The organism is Streptococcus sp. CF4-3 (assembly GCF_024295385.1).
Classification (GTDB): domain Bacteria; phylum Bacillota; class Bacilli; order Lactobacillales; family Streptococcaceae; genus Streptococcus; species Streptococcus infantis_I.
Genome location: NZ_JANCPN010000001.1, coordinates 247,473 through 264,231, shown reverse-complemented (window position 1 = coordinate 264,231; position 16,759 = coordinate 247,473). Strand labels below are relative to the sequence as shown.

The window sequence follows — 16,759 nt, the reverse complement described above, 5'->3', positions numbered from 1 at the left end:
ATCATTGACTTTTACTAGTTAAAGGTTTATACTGAAAGGCGAAAACGGTAGGTGAGGCTACCATAGGGATACGGATGACTACCGCAAAGCAGTGGAGACACTACTCGTTGGTCAACAGTCCTGGTCGCGAAGGTCAAGACTAAGCTCATTACATCGCCCTATGGAGTTAAAGTTTGAACGAAAACAGATAATAAGTTTTTTGTCCTGCCATTTTATGGCAGGACTTTCTGCTGTTTTAGAACAAAGAAAGGAGACAAACGATGCAAATTGACGACCATCCAGAACCGCACATACACAGCCAATCGCTGATTTGTGTCGTTCTGTCCTTATAAAGTGATTGGTCCCTGTGTATGATACTCTTCGAAAATCAAATTCAAACCACGTCAACGTCGCCTTGCCGTATATATGTTACTGACTTCGTCAGTTCTATCCACAACCTCAAAACGGTGTTTTGAGCAGCCTGCGGCTAGTTTCCTAGTTTGCTCTTTGATTTTCATTGAGTATGAAATGATTATTCATACAGATAGGAGAAACCAATGAAAACTACAAAAGAAAGATTAGCAGCAGCTATTCAAACTCCATTCACAGAAAGTCTAGCTTTTTACCATACAAGTCTAAAAGGTTTAGACCAAGAACAGGTCGAAGAAAACCGTGACCTATATGGCGAGAACACTATTACCAAGGGTCAAGAGGATTCAATCTTTAAAAAGATTTATGAGTCCATTATCAATCCTTTCACAATTATTTTGCTTGTGATTGCCTTCATTTCTCTCGTTACAAATGTCTGGCTTGCCAAGCCTGGTCAAGAGGATCCAACGACATCTATCATTATCGTTGTCTTGGTCTTGATTTCAGGAGGTATCCGTTTTGTCCAAGAGTTGCGAAGTGATAAGGCAACAACCAACCTTTCAAAAATGATTGTCAATACGGCAACTGTCATTCGTGAGGGTCTTGAACAAGAGTTACCAATCGATGAGTTGGTTGTGGGAGATCTAGTCAAATTAAGTGCAGGAGACATGATTCCTGCAGATGTTGTCTTATCTGAATCACGCGACTTTTTCGTTCAACAGTCAGGTTTGACTGGAGAAAGCGATGCGGTCGAGAAGCTTGCTTTAAATAAAGCGCCCCATCAAAATGTAGAAAGTCTTTTAGAAGCAGAATCTTTGGCATTCATGGGGACAAACGTTATTTCGGGAAGCGCAACAGCTATGGTTCTAGCGGTTGGTGATGACACTATGATGGGAGCCATTGAGCAGACTCTCAACACCTATGATGAACCCACTTCTTTTGAACGTGAGATGAACAGCATTTCTTGGCTCTTGATTCGCTTGATGCTTGTCATGGTTCCAATCGTGTTTTTCGCAAACGGTTTGACCGATGGAGACTGGCTAGAGGCTGGAGTATTTGCCTTGAGCGTTGGTGTCGGACTTACACCAGAAATGCTTCCAATGATTATTACAGCTAGCTTGGCAAAAGGTTCTATCATCATGGCCAAAGAGAAGGTCGTCATCAAAAAACTCAATGCCATCCAGGATTTAGGTGCTATCGATATTCTATGTACTGATAAAACAGGGACTTTAACTCAGGACGAAATTGTGTTGGAATATCCTTTGGATATTCATGGAGATTTGGATATGGCTGTCTTAAGAAGAGCTTATCTAAATTCATATTTCCAAACAGGTTTGAAAAATTTGATGGATCGTGCCATCATTAGCAGAACTGAAAAAGAAGCCAAAGAGTATCCTATTCTACAAAATCTAGATACCAATTTCCAAAAAATCGACGAACTACCTTTTGACTTTGAACGTAGACGGATGAGCGTTATTGTAAAAGATGATGAAGGTACCGTTAGTATGGTGACCAAGGGAGCCTTAGAAGAAATGCTCACGATTTCGTCTCGTGTAGAGTATCAAGGTGAAGTCACTCCTTTGACGGATGCCATTCGTTCAGAAATCTTAGCAGAAGTCGGACAATTAAATAAACAAGGATTACGTGTCTTAGGGATTGGTTATAAGACGGATATCCAAGAAGGTTATAGCTATACAGTCCAAGATGAAAAGGATATGATCCTGACCGGATATCTTGCCTTCTTGGATCCACCAAAGCCTTCAGCAGCACCTGCAATCAAGGCTTTACTCGAACATGGTGTTAAGACCAAGATTTTGACGGGAGATAATGAAAAAGTAACCCAAGCCATCTGTGAAAAAGTAGGCCTAGATGTTGAGGAAATTCTCCTAGGGGCTGATATCGAACAGATGTCAGATGAGCAGTTGGCAGAGGCTGTAGAAAAAGTAACGGTATTTGCAAAATTATCTCCTGATCAAAAAGCTCGTATCATTCTACAGTTAAAGAGAAATGGTCACGGTGTTGGTTATATGGGAGATGGTATTAACGACGCCCCATCTATGAAGGTTGCAGATGTGGGTATTTCTGTTGATACTGCAGTCGATATTGCCAAGGAAACAGCAGATGTTATTTTGCTTGATAAGGATCTCATGGTTCTTGAAACGGGTATCGTGGAAGGTCGTAAGGTCTACGCCAACATGACCAAGTACATTAAGATGACAGTTAGTTCAAACTTTGGGAATATCTTCTCCCTTCTGGTTGCAAGTATCTTCTTGCCATTTCTACCAATGTCTCCTGTTCATCTCATTGTCCTAAACCTAGTTTATGATTTGTCTTGTGTGGCATTGCCATTTGATAATGTGGATCAAGACTTCCTAAAACAACCCCATACATGGGAAGCAAAATCCATTACCCGATTTATGGTTTGGATGGGACCTATCTCATCTATCTTTGATATTTTGACCTTTATCTTCCTTTACTTTATCATTGTTCCATTGATGACAGGACATGATTATGTTCATGGATCTGAATCAGCCCTTCAGTTTATTATCTTTTTCCAAACAGGATGGTTCATCGAATCGATGTGGTCTCAAACAATGGTCATCCATATGCTTCGTACAGCAAAAGTTCCTTTTGTACAGAGCAGACCAGCTTGGCTAGTGATTTTGATGACTTTAGTTGCTGCCTTTTTTGTAACTAGTCTACCTTATGGACCGCTAGTACATATCCTTCGTTTAGCTCCATTGGGACTGCCTTACTTCTTATTCTTAATCTGTATTATTTTCTTGTACATGTTTAGTGTCACCCTTATTAAGAATTTTTACATTAGGAAGTACAAAGAATGGTTATAGTTCGGTTTTTGTCAAGAAAAAAGATAGAAAACTGGGGAAAAAGTTAAATTTTTTAAAAAATAGGTCGCAAGTCGGATGTTTTTTATGGTATAATAGAATAAACTGATAGTAACATGTAGCGAAAGGGGTAGGTACATGATCAAAATATATACAGTCTCAAGTTGTACTAGCTGTAAAAAAGCTAAAACCTGGCTCAATGCCCACCAGTTAAGTTATAAAGAACAAAACCTCGGTAAAGAGGGGATTTCTAGAGAAGAATTATTAGATATTCTAACAAAAACAGACAATGGAATTGCGAGCATTGTGTCATCAAAGAATCGCTACGCTAAAGCTCTTGGAGTTGATATCGAAGATTTGAGTGTCAATGAAGTGCTCACTTTGATAATGGAAACACCACGTATCCTAAAAAGTCCAATTCTTGTTGACGAGAAACGTTTGCAAGTTGGCTATAAAGAAGATGACATTCGTGCCTTCTTGCCACGCTCTGTCCGCAATGTAGAAAATGCAGAAGCACGTTTACGTGCAGCACTATAAAACATAAAGGCTGGGAGTGACTCCTAGCCTTATTTGATAGATAAATAAGGAAAAATGAATATGAAGAAGATAGTTATCGGTACAGTTGCGCTCCTATTTTTGCTAGCTGGCTGTGGACAGAAAAAAGAGTCTGCGGCACCTTCTAAAGATACAACGACAGAAGCTCTTCAATCAACTTTGCCTGTTCTAGAAAATGCCAATAACAATACAGTTGTAACAAAGACGCTTGTTCTACCTGCTGACGAAAATGGGGTTCAACAAACCCAGACCATTACCTATAAGGGCAAACAGTTCTTGACCTTAACGATTCAGCAAAAACGACAAGTTTCAGAAGACCTCAAGAACTTTATTGTAGAGCATGGATTAGAGGAAGCAAAAAAGGCCTTGAAAGAAGGAGAAGACAAGGATGAATCGGTCCAAGAAGCACGTAAAATTCCTGGATTTAACCTTGAAACCAATCTTTTAAGTGAAACCGAGATTGAAACAAAAACAAGTTATGATTTTCAAGTTCTAGACGTTAAAAAGGCAAGCGAAAGCGAATATTTAAAAAATGTGGGATTAGAAAATCTACTAAAAAACGAACCAGAAGAATATATTGAAAATCGAGTTGCAAGTGGCGCGACTGTCCAGTAAGGAAGTCACAGAAAATCAGCAGAATCAGGCTGTGTCATTTGTAGAATGGTTGTGAATGTGCTATAATAGTACTATTCTAAGGGAAGAGGGTGTTAGAATGGGATTTACTGAAGAAACCGTACGTTTTAAATTGGATGATTCCAATAAAAAAGAAATTAGTGAAACATTGACAGAAGTCTATGCTTCATTGAACGAGAAGGGGTATAACCCTATTAACCAAATTGTGGGCTATGTTCTCAGTGGAGACCCAGCTTACGTTCCTCGTTACAATAACGCAAGAAATCAAATCCGTAAATACGAACGCGATGAGATTGTTGAAGAATTGGTCCGCTACTACCTTAAGGGACAAGGAGTCGATCTATAACCAATGAGAATTATGGGGTTGGACGTTGGTTCCAAAACAGTAGGAGTAGCGATTAGCGATCCGTTAGGGTTTACAGCACAAGGGCTTGAAATCATCCAAATCAATGAGGATCAAGGAGAGTTCGGCTTTGAACGACTCAAGGAATTGGTTGACACCTATAAGGTAGAGCGCTTTGTTGTTGGTTTACCTAAAAATATGAACAATACCAGTGGACCTCGGGTGGAAGCGAGTCAAGCCTATGGAGCAAAACTGGAAGAACTCTTTGGTTTGCCAGTAGAGTACCAGGATGAGCGCCTAACCACGGTTGCAGCTGAGCGCATGTTGATTGAGCAAGCAGACATTAGTCGCAATAAGCGTAAAAAAGTTATTGATAAATTGGCAGCTCAATTGATTTTGCAAAATTATTTAGATAGAAAATTTTAAGACAGAGGAGAAACTATGTCACACGATCACAACCACGATCACGAAGAACGTGAACTTATTACACTTGTAGATGAGCAAGGAAACGAAACTTTATTTGAAATCCTTTTGACTATTGACGGAAAAGAAGAATTTGGTAAAAACTATGTCCTTCTTGTACCAGTTAACGCAGAAGAAGATGAAAACGGTGAAGTTGAAATCCAAGCATACTCATTCATCGAAAATGAAGATGGAACTGAAGGTGAATTGCAACCAATCCCTGAAGATTCAGAAGATGAATGGAACATGATTGAAGAAGTCTTCAACAGCTTTATGGAGGAGTAAAAACGTCCAGTGGACGTTTTTAGCCTGACGCTAAAAATAAAAACCGTCAGTAAGTTCGGGGAATGTTTTTAGCCCAACTCATAGAAACTGGAGAGAGTTGGAACGTCCAGTGGACGTTTTTAGCCTGACGCTAAAAATAAAATTTAACTAGTATCTAGCAAAATGAGTAAAAAGCGAAGAAATTCTTCGCTTTTTTATTAAGGATTAAGGAGATAAGCATGATTGAAGTAGAAAAATGGCTTCATAGTCGGATTGGCTTGAATTTCAGATCAGGTTTAGGACGAATGCAAAGAGCGGTAGATTTGCTGGGGAATCCTGAGCAAACCTATCCAATTATCCATGTGACAGGGACAAATGGCAAGGGGTCAACTATTGCTTTTATGAGGGAGCTTTTTGTTGCCCATGGGAAAACGGTTGGTACCTTTACTTCGCCCCACATTGTCAGCATCCATGACCGTATCTGTATTAATGGCGAACCCATTTCGGATACAGATTTCATTCGTTTAGCAGATCAAGTCAAAGCAATGGAGCAAAGACTTCTAGAAACCCACGATCAGCTATCTTTTTTTGAGTTGCTGACCTTGATTGCTTTGCTTTATTTTAAAGAGCAAAAAGTAGATTTGGTCCTACTGGAAGTTGGGATAGGTGGACTTCTTGATACCACTAATGTGGTGACAGGAGAAATTGCAATCATCACATCAATCGGCCTCGATCACCAGGAGACCTTGGGCGATAGTTTAACAGCAATTGCAGAGCAGAAAGCAGGAATTTTTAAGCCTGGGAAATCAGCTGTGATTGCCGATCTAGCACCGGAAGCCCAACTCGTTTGTCAAAAAACTGCTACTAATTTGGGTGTAAGTCTCTACCAATCTAATAAAGATTTTTCTTTCCAAAATGGGAACTTTTCTTCCTCTCTAGCGGACTTTCACCACCTAATATTGGGATTGGAGGGAGCATATCAGGAGGAAAATGCAGCTCTTGCCTTGCAGGCTTTTCTACTATTTATGGTACAAAGAAACGAGAAAGTAGATCAAGAAGCAGTACGTGCTGCCTTGCAAGCTACTAAATGGGCTGGAAGGCTAGAAGCTGTCACTGAGCACATCTATTTGGATGGGGCTCACAATTTACCAGCTCTAGAGCGTTTGGTTGAGTTTATCCAAGAAAAAATCCAGCAAGGGTATCAGCCTCACATCCTATTTGGTGCGCTAAAGCGGAAAGATTATAGTGGGATGCTTGCTTATTTAACAGAGCATTTACCTGATATAGCTCTCTATGTTACGAGTTTTGACTATCAGGGTTCCTTGGAAGAGCAAGACTTTGGAGATTATACAAGCATTGCTTCTTATCGAGATTTTATAGATAATTTTGAAGCTTCTGCACAAGAGAAAGACTTGCTATTTGTGACAGGATCTCTCTATTTTATATCTGAGGTTCGAGCTTGTTTCATGGCCTAGATTCATTTGATTGACCCTCCTGTCTTTATTTGTTATAGTAGGGGTGTGGTGGCTCAGCAGGGTTATTCTGATTTTAAGCCACTAAAAGAAAGGAGACATGATGTCACTAAAAAAATTCACACTTTCTCTTGCTTCTTTGGCAAGTCTTAGTCTCTTAGTTGCATGTTCGCCAAAAGAGCAGGCAGCTCCTTCAACTCAAGCAAGCACCAGTACGGAAGTAACAACTGGTCAGCAAGCTGAAACGACTATTTCGAGTTCGACTGCTAGCTCAGTAAGCAACATTGATGGAACCTATAAAGGGCAAGATGAGGGAGATAGCATTACTCTCGTAGTTACTGGTAATACTGGAACATGGACAGAAGTAGAACCTGATGGCGATCAGGAAATTAAAAAGGTCACCTTCGAACCAGAAAACCAGAGAGTCTTTATTGGAGATGATATCAAGGTTTATGTAGCTGATGGCAATCAAATGATCATTGATGATATGGATCGCGAAATTTCTGATCGTATCGTTCTAAAAAAATAGACATCTTTTGTAAGGATTTGAATCTCGTTAACACGGATTCGGGTCTTTTTTCTTTAATCGATTTTTGGCATAAAAAATCCATACGATTAAGGTAGCTGTTTTCTACCAAAAAAGTATGGAGGGATAGTTTTTATTAAAGGAACTGCTCTTGTAAAAAGTGAGCGACTCCGTCTTCTTCGTTGGTTAGTGGTAATTGCTCGTCTGCGAAAGAAAGTAGAGCGGGATTAGCATTTTTCATGGCATATCCTCTACCTGCAAAGGAGAGCATTTCTTGGTCATTGTGTTCGTCACCAAAGGCAATAAGGTTCTGTCTGTCTATATTCATGACATTTAGAAGGTATTCAAGAGCAAAGGCCTTGTGAACACCTTTTGGAGTACATTCAAGAATGTTCAAGGGACCGCCCCAAGTATTGATATTAAGCTGATGCTTGTAAAAGCTAGTCATCTCTTCTGCTAGTGCATATTTATCGTCTGCCCTAGTTTGTAATAAAATACAGTTAGGCCCCTTAGTCACTAAGTCAGACTTGAATTGATTTTCAGGGCGAAAGTTTTCAACACCAAACAATTTAGGATCTGCAATTTCCTTGTCTGGGGATGTAATGTAAAACTTTTTACGGTATTCACCTGCGATAAAGTCTGCCTCGATATCTTCTTTTCGTTTTACGATATCCAAGAGATATTTTTTGTCCACAGTAAGGCATTTTTCATATTTCCAAGCCCTACCAGGTAGGTGAGTGAGCGAACCGTTGAAGTTAATCATAGGAGTCTCAAGTTCAAGTTGGTCATAAAAATCTTTGGCCATACGATATGGGCGACCGGTTGCGATAACCACATGGTGGCCTTTCTTAGAAATTTCTTTAATGGTTTCTTTTGTAAAGTCAGAGAGTTTGCTTTCTCCATTAAGTAAGGTACCGTCTAAGTCCACGGCAATCATTTTTTTAGTCATAAAATCCTCCCGAATTTAGTTTCAGATAAGATGTTTCCTATTATATCAAAAAGCTGAAAGAAAAGCTGATTATAAGCAAAAATAAGAAGAATCATATCCTTTAAGAATTTTTAAAAATAGGAAAAACAGCTTGAAAATGTGAATGATTGATGATATAATAGTCATATTGTTCGTAAAATGACAAAGGAGATTAAAAATGGACAAATTATTTAAACTAAAAGAGCACGGGACAGATGTCCGTACAGAGGTGCTTGCTGGTTTAACAACTTTCTTTGCAATGAGTTATATTCTCTTTGTAAACCCTCAAATGCTTTCGCAAACAGGAATGCCTGTTCAGGGTGTATTCTTGGCAACAATCATCGGTTCTGTTGTGGGAACTTTGATGATGGCCTTCTATGCTAACTTGCCATATGCTCAAGCCCCAGGTATGGGACTTAACGCCTTCTTTACCTTTACAGTCGTATTTGGGATGGGTTATACTTGGAAAGAAGCTCTTGGGATGGTCTTCATCTGTGGAGTTATTTCACTGATTATTACATTGACCAATGTTCGTAAAATGATCATTGAGTCTATTCCTACAACACTTCGTTCAGCAATTTCAGCTGGTATTGGTGTTTTCCTTGCTTATGTTGGTATCAAGAATGCTGGCCTTTTGAAATTCTCAATTGACCCCGGTACTTATACTGTAGCAGGTGAAGGAGCAGATAAGGCTCAAGCGGCTCTTACTGCAAACTCAGCAGCTGTTCCAGGTTTGGTAGATTTCAATACTCCAGCTGTATTAGTAGCTCTTGCAGGTCTTGCTATTACGATCTTCTTTGTTGTTAAAGGTATCAAAGGTGGGATCATCCTTTCTATCTTAACAACGACAGTCCTTGCTATTGCGGTTGGTCTTGTTAATTTGTCAGGAATCGATTTTGCTAGCAACAATCTTTCAGCAGCAGTTAACGACCTAGGAACTTTATTTGGTGCAGCCCTTGGTTCAGAAGGTTTGGGTTCTCTGATTTCAAATACTTCACGTTTACCTGAAACCTTGATGGCCATTCTTGCCTTCTCATTGACTGATATTTTTGATACAATTGGTACTCTTATCGGTACAGGTGAAAAAGTTGGTATCATCGCTACAAGTGGTGAGAACAATGAATCAGCTAAATTGGATAAGGCTCTATATTCTGACTTGGTGGCGACATCAGTTGGTGCCATTGCAGGTACTTCAAACGTTACAACTTATATTGAGTCAGCAGCAGGGATCGGTGCTGGTGGACGTACTGGATTGACAGCCTTAGTTGTTGCTATCTGTTTTGCCCTATCAAGCTTCTTTAGCCCACTTCTAGCGATTGTTCCTTCAGCTGCGACAGCACCAATTTTGATTATTGTCGGAATTATGATGCTCTCTAACTTGAAAAATATCCCTTGGGACGATATGTCAGAAGCAGTTCCAGCCTTCTTCACTTCTATCTTTATGGGATTCAGCTACTCAATCACACAAGGGATTGCCGTTGGTTTCTTGACTTATACTTTGACAAAGATTGTTAAAGGTCAAATCAAAGAAGTGCATGTCATGATTTGGATTTTGGATGCTTTGTTCATCTTGAACTACATTAGCATGGCTCTTAACTAATGATTAAACCTAAAAAAAGATGGAGGAAACTCCTCTTTTTTTATTAGTGGAGATATCACAAAAGAAAACTTTTTGGTATAATAGTAGCATGCACACAAAAAATGAAGATGAACTCATTGCTCTTGGACAAGAGCTCGGCTCTCTGCTAGAGAAAAATGATGTATTGATTTTGACTGGTGAATTAGGTGCTGGAAAAACCACATTAACAAAAGGTCTAGCTAAAGGACTAGGGATTCATCAAATGATCAAAAGTCCTACTTATACCATTGTTCGAGAATATGAAGGACGCCTACCCTTATATCACTTGGATGTTTACCGCATCGAAGGAGATGCAGATTCAATCGACCTTGATGAATTTCTTTTTGGTTCAGGTGTGACGGTTATTGAGTGGGGACACCTATTAGGCGAGGCTCTCCCATCAGACTATCTGGAATTAGAAATTCTTAAAGACGGTGAGGGGCGCGAGATTGTCTTTCATGCCCACGGTCAACGAGCAGCAGAACTCTTGCAGAGGTTGACAGATGGAGTATGATTTATTAATTCGTGAAGCAGAAGCCCAAGATGCTACAGAACTTATTGCACTTTTGGATCAGATTGGTCATGAATCTAGTTTTACCAGTCTGGATGAAAATGGAATTGCAATGAGTGAATCTGAGATGCGGCGTTTTATTAACAAGCAGGCCCAGTCGGATAATCAGATTACTTTACTAGCTTATTTGAATGAAGAATTGGCAGGAGTGATCAATATAACGGCTGATCAACGTCCGCGAGTTCGGCATATTGGGGATATCTTTTTGGGTATTAAAAAAGCCTATTGGGGAAATGGTCTCGGTAGTATCTTGATGGAAGAAGCTATTGAGTGGGCCCAATCGAGTGGAAGTATTCGACGCTTACAATTGACAGTTCAAAAACGAAATCTGGCAGCTATTCATCTATATAAAAAGCTTGGCTTCATCATTGAAGGCCAACAGGAACGCGGCGCTTGTATAGAAGGAGGAGAGTTTCTTGATGTTTACCTGATGGGTCGACTGATAGACGAATAAATATATGGTAAAAAAAATAATCGGAATGTTTTTAGGCTTTGTTCTTGTGACAGTGCTTGGTGTGGGAGCTTATGCCTATACTATCTACCAACAAAGTACACAGACTTTAGCCAAAACTTATAAACAAATCGGAGAAGAAACCAAGGTTATCGAGGCAACTGAACCTTTGACAATCCTATTGATGGGGGTAGATACGGGGAACGTTGAGCGTACAGACCCATGGGCAGGAAATAGTGATTCAATGATCTTAGTAACAGTGAATCCTAAAACCAAGAAAGTCGTTATGATGAGTTTGGAACGTGATATTCTGACACAAATCCAACAACCAGATGGTAGTGTTAGAGAAGCTAAACTCAACGCTGCCTATGCTGATGGTGGGGCAGAGCTTGCCATTTCGACCATTCAAAAAATGATGAATATCCATATCGACCGCTATGTGATGGTCAATATGCACGGTCTTCAAAGAATGGTTGATGCTGTCGGAGGTATCACAGTAAACAACACTCTAGGTTTCCCAATCTCTATCCAAGACCAGGAACCATTTAACACGATTTCTATCGGTGTTGGGAAACAAACCCTAAATGGTGACGAGGCGTTAGTATATTCACGCATGCGCTATCAGGATCCAGAGGGAGACTACGGTCGTCAGAAACGTCAGCGCGAAGTTATCCAAAAGATTGTTGAAAAAATTCTTAGTTTGAATAGTGTCAGCCACTACCAAGAAATTTTGAAGGCTCTTAGCGATAACATGCAGACAAATATCGAGATTACGACAACAACGATTCCTCAGTTGATGGGCTACCAAGATTCCTTTAAGAATATTGAGTCTCAGCAATTGCGTGGAGAGGATGCAATGATTGATGAGACATCTTACCAAATCGTGACATCTGAGCATATGTTAGAGATGCAAAATCTTTTACGTCGTTCATTGGGTAAACCAGAAGTTACCGAATTGGAGACAAATGTAGTCTTGTATGAAAATATTTATGGTCATTTGCCACAAACAGCTGGTTCCGTTGTAAATCAAGAGCAACAAATACAACAAGAACAATAAGAAATGAATACTCAAATCGTAGGAATTTTCCTGCGATTTTTTCAAAGAAATCCGAATAGATAGGTAGGAGGAAAAAATGAAAGCGGAAATCATAGCTGTTGGAACAGAGATTCTAACAGGTCAAATTGTCAATACCAATGCTCAGTTTTTATCTGAAAAGTTGGCTGAAATCGGTGTTGATGTCTACTTCCAAACGGCTGTAGGTGATAATGAGGTTCGTCTCTTATCCTTGTTGGAGATTGCTAAGAATCGTAGCAATCTGGTTATCCTAACAGGAGGATTGGGACCGACAGAGGATGATTTGACCAAACAAACCTTGGCCCATTTTCTAGGGCGTGATTTAACTTTTGATGCTCAAGCACAGGCTAAGCTAGATGAGTTTTTTGCTCATCGGCCGGACTATGCCCGAACTCCAAATAATGAACGCCAAGCTCAAATCGTTGAGGGTTCGATCCCGCTACCTAATGAAACAGGACTAGCAGTCGGAGGCATGATTGAGGTAGCTGGCGTGACCTATGTCGTCCTACCAGGGCCGCCAAGTGAACTGAAACCCATGGTTTTAAATGAATTGCTCCCGAGATTGACAACTGGAGCTAAGTTGTACTCACGTGTGCTTCGTTTCTTTGGCATTGGCGAGAGCCAGCTAGTAACGATTCTATCGGATTTGATTGAAGAGCAGACAGATCCAACCTTGGCCCCTTATGCAAAAACAGGAGAAGTGACTCTACGTTTGTCTACCAAGGCTACTAGTCAAGAAGAAGCAAGAAAATCTTTGGATCGTCTTGAGGTTCAAATTCTTGCACGCCAGACTTTTGAAGGTGTTGCTTTAAAGGATATTTGCTATGGTTATGGTGAGGAAGCGAGTCTAGCTAGTGTAGTTGTTGAAGACTTGAAAAAGCAGCATAAAACCATAACGGCTGCGGAAAGTTTGACAGCAGGGCTTTTTCAAGCAACTTTGGCAGACTTTTCGGGAGTGTCAGCTATCTTTAAAGGTGGTTTTGTCACTTATAGTCTAGAAGAAAAGGCTAAGATGTTAGATATTCCACAAGTAGAGTTGGAAAAACATGGAGTTGTTTCAGCCTTTACGGCGAGAAAAATGGCAGATCAGGCACGGCTTAAAACCCAGTCGGACATTGGAGTTAGCTTGACAGGAGTGGCTGGTCCGGATAGTCTAGAAGGGCATCCTGCAGGTACAGTTTTTATCGGTTTGTCTCAAGCATCCGGAACAGAAGTTGTTCAGGTCAATATAGCTGGAAGAAGCCGAGCAGATGTTCGTAAAATTGCAGTCATGCATGCTTTTAACTTAGTTCGCAAAGCTTTATTAAGTGACTAACTTTTGATATAATAGAACAAGGTTCTTAGAATCATTAAAATATAGGAGAACAAAATGGCGAAAAAACCAACAAAAAAATTAGATGAAATTGGGAAAAAATTTGGAGCTGATCGTGAAAAAGCTTTGAATGATGCGCTTAAATTGATTGAAAAAGATTTTGGTAAGGGCTCAATCATGCGCTTGGGTGAGCGTGCAGAGCAAAAAGTACAAGTGATGAGTTCAGGCTCTTTGGCACTTGATATTGCACTCGGTTCAGGTGGTTATCCAAAGGGGCGTATCATCGAAATCTACGGTCCAGAATCATCAGGTAAGACAACAGTTGCCCTTCACGCTGTAGCGCAAGCACAAAAAGAAGGTGGAATTGCAGCCTTTATCGATGCGGAACACGCTCTTGACCCAGCCTATGCAGCAGCTCTTGGGGTTAACATTGACGAATTGCTCTTGTCACAACCAGACTCAGGTGAGCAAGGTCTTGAAATTGCAGGAAAATTGATTGATTCAGGTGCGGTCGACCTTGTGGTTATTGACTCAGTTGCAGCCCTTGTTCCTCGTGCGGAAATCGATGGTGATATCGGAGATAGCCACGTTGGTCTTCAAGCTCGTATGATGAGCCAAGCTATGCGTAAACTCGGTGCTTCTATCAACAAGACAAAGACAATTGCTATCTTCATCAACCAGTTGCGTGAAAAAGTAGGGGTTATGTTTGGAAATCCAGAAACAACTCCTGGTGGACGCGCCCTTAAATTCTATGCTTCAGTCCGTTTGGATGTGCGTGGAAGTACACAAATCAAGGGAACTGGTGACCAAAAAGATACGAACGTTGGTAAAGAAACTAAGATTAAAGTTGTGAAAAACAAGGTGGCTCCACCGTTCAAAGAAGCTCTTGTTGAAATCATGTATGGTGAAGGGATTTCTAGAACTGGTGAACTCTTGAAGATTGCTAGTGATTTGGATATTATCCAAAAAGCAGGTGCTTGGTACTCATACAAGGGTGAAAAAATCGGACAAGGTTCTGAAAATGCGAAGAAATACTTGGCAGATCACCCAGAAATCTTTGATGAAATCGACCACCAAGTTCGTGTTCAATATGGTTTAATTGAAGAGGAAGAAGGCTCTAAAGCAAGTGCAGCAGCTGATGCAGATTCTAACCAAGAAGTAACACTTGATTTGGGCGACGCTCTTGAAATCGAAATTGAAGAATAAAAAGAAAAGTAGCAGTAAAACTGCTACTTTTTGTTTCATCATGACTAGTGGTCACTAAAGCGTCGGTATTCGATACGAAAGTCGAAGTAGTTCTCTTCTTGCAATTTTTGAAAGATGTTCCGATAGGCCTCTTCATCAAAGTGGTCGCCACGATAGAGAATTTCGAAACTCATTCCCTCGTATTCCAAGAAGGCGTTGGCAGTTTTAAAGCCATTTTGTAAGTAAAAGTCCATGCGGGATTTTCTTTGTGCGAGATTGTCACAGTCTTCGTCTAAGCGCTCCACTTCAAGAATCATGGTACGCTGGTAAAAATCAATGAGTTTTTCAATGATTTCTCTCCCGTATCCATGGCTACGGAGATGGGGCATAATGGCAAAGAAGCTAATGTAGAAAGCTTTTTGATTAGAAATGGCAAAAGCAAAGCCGACAAACTCTTCTTCATTATAAAAGGCGAAAAAGTGGGCGTCATCTCTATCCTGGTAACTTAAAAATTCCTCCAAAGAGACGCGTTCTTCTTCAGGGAAGGCCTCCTTGTTTAATTGTTCCACTTTCTCAAGGTCTGGGAATACATCTGTAATTAACTGACTTGTTAAGCTCATACATACCCTCCTTTTCTGTCACGATTATACCAGATTGTTTACATATAGGCAACGCTTTCTCGAGGAAACTCCCTTGTTCCTCAACTTGAAAGCTGATATAATAGCCCTATGAATAAAAAATCAACGGTGGACTTGATTCATGGTCCCATTCTTCCTTCACTGATTAGTTTTGCATTACCGATTTTACTGTCCAATATCTTTCAGCAACTATACAATACAGCTGATATTTTGATTGTTGGGCGTTTTTTGGGACAAAATTCCTTGGCGGCAGTCGGAGCTACGACAGCTATTTTTGATTTGATTATTGGCTTTGCTCTCGGAGTCGGAAATGGGATGGGAGTTGTTATTGCTCGACTTTATGGTGCTCGTAATTTCACAAAGATTAAAGAGGCTGTTGCAGCGACTTGGATTTTAGGTGCAATCCTGAGTGGTCTTGTCATGCTGATGGGTTTCTTCGGCCTTTATCCGCTCTTACAATATCTCGAAACACCTGCAGAAATACTTCCCCAATCTTATGAATACATCTCAATGATTGTTAGCTGCGTGGGAGTTAGCTTTGCCTATAATCTCTTTGCAGGATTACTACGCTCGATTGGTGATAGCCTTGCGGCGCTTGCCTTTCTTATCTTTTCAGCCATTGTTAACGTCATTTTAGATTTGTATTTTATTACACAACTGCAATTGGGGGTTCAGTCTGCAGGTCTTGCAACCATCATATCGCAAGGTTTGTCCGCTATTCTCTGTTATTTCTATATTCGAAAGAGTGTTCCAGAGCTTCTTCCAAGCTTGAAGCACTTCAAATGGAATAAGGATCTCTATGTCGATCTCTTGGAGCAGGGGCTAGCCATGGGGCTGATGGGTTCAATCGTCTCTGTCGGAAGTGTTATCTTGCAATCCTCTGTTAATGGTTTTGGAGCAGTTATTATCAGTGCCCAAACGGCAGCACGTAGAATCATGGCCTTTGCCCTATTGCCAATGACGGCAATTTCGGCTTCTATGACAACTTTTATCTCTCAAAACTTTGGGGCAAAACGTCCAGATCGTATCGTCCAAGGTCTTCGTCTAGGGAGCTATTTGAGTATGGCTTGGGCAACCTTTGCTTGTGTGTTCCTATTTTTTGCAAGTCCTAGCCTAGTTTCTTTCTTAGCGAGTTCAACAGATGGTTACTTGATTGAAAATGGAACCTTGTACCTACGTATTAGTTCTGTTTTCTATCCGTTTTTGAGTCTTTTATTGATTTATAGAAATAGTTTGCAGGGACTCGGTCAAAAACTCTTACCCCTCATATCTAGTTTTATCGAATTTATCGGGAAAATTGTTTTCGTCGCTTGGATTATTCCATGGGCAGGTTATACAGGTGTGATTCTATGTGAACCGCTACTTTGGCTTGTTATGACTGTACAGCTTTATATCTCACTCTCTCAGCACCCTTGGATAAAAGAAGGCAAGAAAATCTTGGCTGTCGGCGGACAATCCTAGCTTCATTTAAAAAAGAAAATTCCATTTCCTCT

At 40.4% G+C, this 16,759-nt stretch carries 17 protein-coding genes and 1 riboswitch; of the genes, 15 read left to right on the top strand and 2 right to left on the bottom strand.

Annotated elements, in window-relative coordinates; all coding sequences use genetic code 11:
* Nucleotides 1–39 precede the first annotated feature (39 nt).
* Nucleotides 40–193, top strand: a riboswitch (M-box (ykoK) riboswitch).
* 343 nt (nt 194–536) lie between these two features.
* The 8 genes from mgtA (at nt 537) to NML75_RS01295 (ending at nt 7,452) form a co-directional block, all read left to right on the top strand.
* Nucleotides 537–3,197 (top strand): magnesium-translocating P-type ATPase, encoded by a 2,661-nt coding sequence (gene mgtA, locus NML75_RS01330; RefSeq protein ID WP_254731400.1) that lies wholly within the window; start codon nt 537–539, stop codon nt 3,195–3,197.
* 135 nt (nt 3,198–3,332) lie between these two features.
* The gene (gene spx / locus NML75_RS01325) at nt 3,333–3,731 is read left to right on the top strand and encodes a transcriptional regulator Spx (protein WP_006149601.1); all 399 of its coding nucleotides are present in this window, start codon (nt 3,333–3,335) and stop codon (nt 3,729–3,731) included.
* Nucleotides 3,732–3,791: 60 nt separating this feature from the next.
* Complete coding sequence (locus tag NML75_RS01320; RefSeq protein WP_254731397.1) at nt 3,792–4,364, top strand: SP0191 family lipoprotein; 573 nt, start codon at nt 3,792–3,794, stop codon at nt 4,362–4,364.
* 97 nt (nt 4,365–4,461) lie between these two features.
* A complete protein-coding gene (locus tag NML75_RS01315; protein WP_004250500.1) occupies nt 4,462–4,728 on the top strand; it encodes an IreB family regulatory phosphoprotein in 267 nt (88 codons plus the stop codon).
* A 3-nt stretch (nt 4,729–4,731) separates the two neighbouring features.
* Nucleotides 4,732–5,151 (top strand): Holliday junction resolvase RuvX, encoded by a 420-nt coding sequence (gene ruvX / locus NML75_RS01310; RefSeq protein ID WP_006152930.1) that lies wholly within the window; start codon nt 4,732–4,734, stop codon nt 5,149–5,151.
* A 15-nt stretch (nt 5,152–5,166) separates the two neighbouring features.
* Nucleotides 5,167–5,472, top strand: coding sequence for a DUF1292 domain-containing protein (locus NML75_RS01305; RefSeq protein ID WP_000017624.1), 306 nt, complete (start codon nt 5,167–5,169; stop codon nt 5,470–5,472).
* Between the two features lie 218 nt (nt 5,473–5,690).
* Nucleotides 5,691–6,926, top strand: coding sequence for a bifunctional folylpolyglutamate synthase/dihydrofolate synthase (locus tag NML75_RS01300; protein WP_254731394.1), 1,236 nt, complete (start codon nt 5,691–5,693; stop codon nt 6,924–6,926).
* 100 nt (nt 6,927–7,026) lie between these two features.
* Nucleotides 7,027–7,452 carry an SP_0198 family lipoprotein gene (locus NML75_RS01295; protein WP_049496839.1) on the top strand — a complete coding sequence of 142 codons (426 nt, stop codon included), beginning with the start codon at nt 7,027–7,029 and terminating at the stop codon, nt 7,450–7,452.
* A gap of 133 nt (nt 7,453–7,585) precedes the next feature.
* On the opposite strand, the gene NML75_RS01290 is transcribed toward NML75_RS01295, so the two are convergent.
* Nucleotides 7,586–8,398 (bottom strand): Cof-type HAD-IIB family hydrolase, encoded by an 813-nt coding sequence (locus NML75_RS01290; protein ID WP_254731391.1) that lies wholly within the window; start codon nt 8,396–8,398, stop codon nt 7,586–7,588.
* Nucleotides 8,399–8,594: 196 nt separating this feature from the next.
* Here NML75_RS01290 and NML75_RS01285 point away from each other — a divergent pair, with 196 nt between their 5' ends.
* The 6 genes from NML75_RS01285 to recA all read left to right on the top strand — a co-directional run bounded on the left by NML75_RS01285 (nt 8,595) and on the right by recA (nt 14,649).
* Nucleotides 8,595–10,016 carry an NCS2 family permease gene (locus NML75_RS01285; RefSeq protein WP_195183424.1) on the top strand — a complete coding sequence of 474 codons (1,422 nt, stop codon included), beginning with the start codon at nt 8,595–8,597 and terminating at the stop codon, nt 10,014–10,016.
* 88 nt (nt 10,017–10,104) lie between these two features.
* On the top strand, nt 10,105–10,548 hold the full coding sequence (tsaE, locus tag NML75_RS01280; RefSeq protein ID WP_042759478.1) for a tRNA (adenosine(37)-N6)-threonylcarbamoyltransferase complex ATPase subunit type 1 TsaE: 444 nt from the start codon (nt 10,105–10,107) through the stop codon (nt 10,546–10,548).
* Nucleotides 10,538–11,059 (top strand): GNAT family N-acetyltransferase, encoded by a 522-nt coding sequence (locus NML75_RS01275; RefSeq protein ID WP_254731388.1) that lies wholly within the window; start codon nt 10,538–10,540, stop codon nt 11,057–11,059. Before tsaE ends, NML75_RS01275 begins: the two co-directional genes overlap by 11 nt.
* A gap of 4 nt (nt 11,060–11,063) precedes the next feature.
* Complete coding sequence (lytR, locus tag NML75_RS01270) at nt 11,064–12,113, top strand: glycopolymer--peptidoglycan transferase LytR (RefSeq protein WP_254731385.1); 1,050 nt, start codon at nt 11,064–11,066, stop codon at nt 12,111–12,113.
* Nucleotides 12,114–12,189: 76 nt separating this feature from the next.
* On the top strand, nt 12,190–13,446 hold the full coding sequence (locus tag NML75_RS01265) for a competence/damage-inducible protein A (protein ID WP_254731382.1): 1,257 nt from the start codon (nt 12,190–12,192) through the stop codon (nt 13,444–13,446).
* A gap of 54 nt (nt 13,447–13,500) precedes the next feature.
* Nucleotides 13,501–14,649 carry a recombinase RecA gene (recA, locus tag NML75_RS01260; protein ID WP_006149228.1) on the top strand — a complete coding sequence of 383 codons (1,149 nt, stop codon included), beginning with the start codon at nt 13,501–13,503 and terminating at the stop codon, nt 14,647–14,649.
* A gap of 44 nt (nt 14,650–14,693) precedes the next feature.
* On the opposite strand, the gene NML75_RS01255 is transcribed toward recA, so the two are convergent.
* Nucleotides 14,694–15,248, bottom strand: a complete 555-nt coding sequence (locus tag NML75_RS01255; RefSeq protein WP_049496861.1) for a GNAT family N-acetyltransferase — start codon at nt 15,246–15,248, stop codon at nt 14,694–14,696.
* Nucleotides 15,249–15,356: 108 nt separating this feature from the next.
* On the opposite strand from NML75_RS01255, the gene NML75_RS01250 reads away from it, so the two are divergent.
* A complete protein-coding gene (locus tag NML75_RS01250; RefSeq protein ID WP_254731379.1) occupies nt 15,357–16,727 on the top strand; it encodes an MATE family efflux transporter in 1,371 nt (456 codons plus the stop codon).
* The last annotated feature ends 32 nt before the right edge of the window (nt 16,728–16,759 follow it).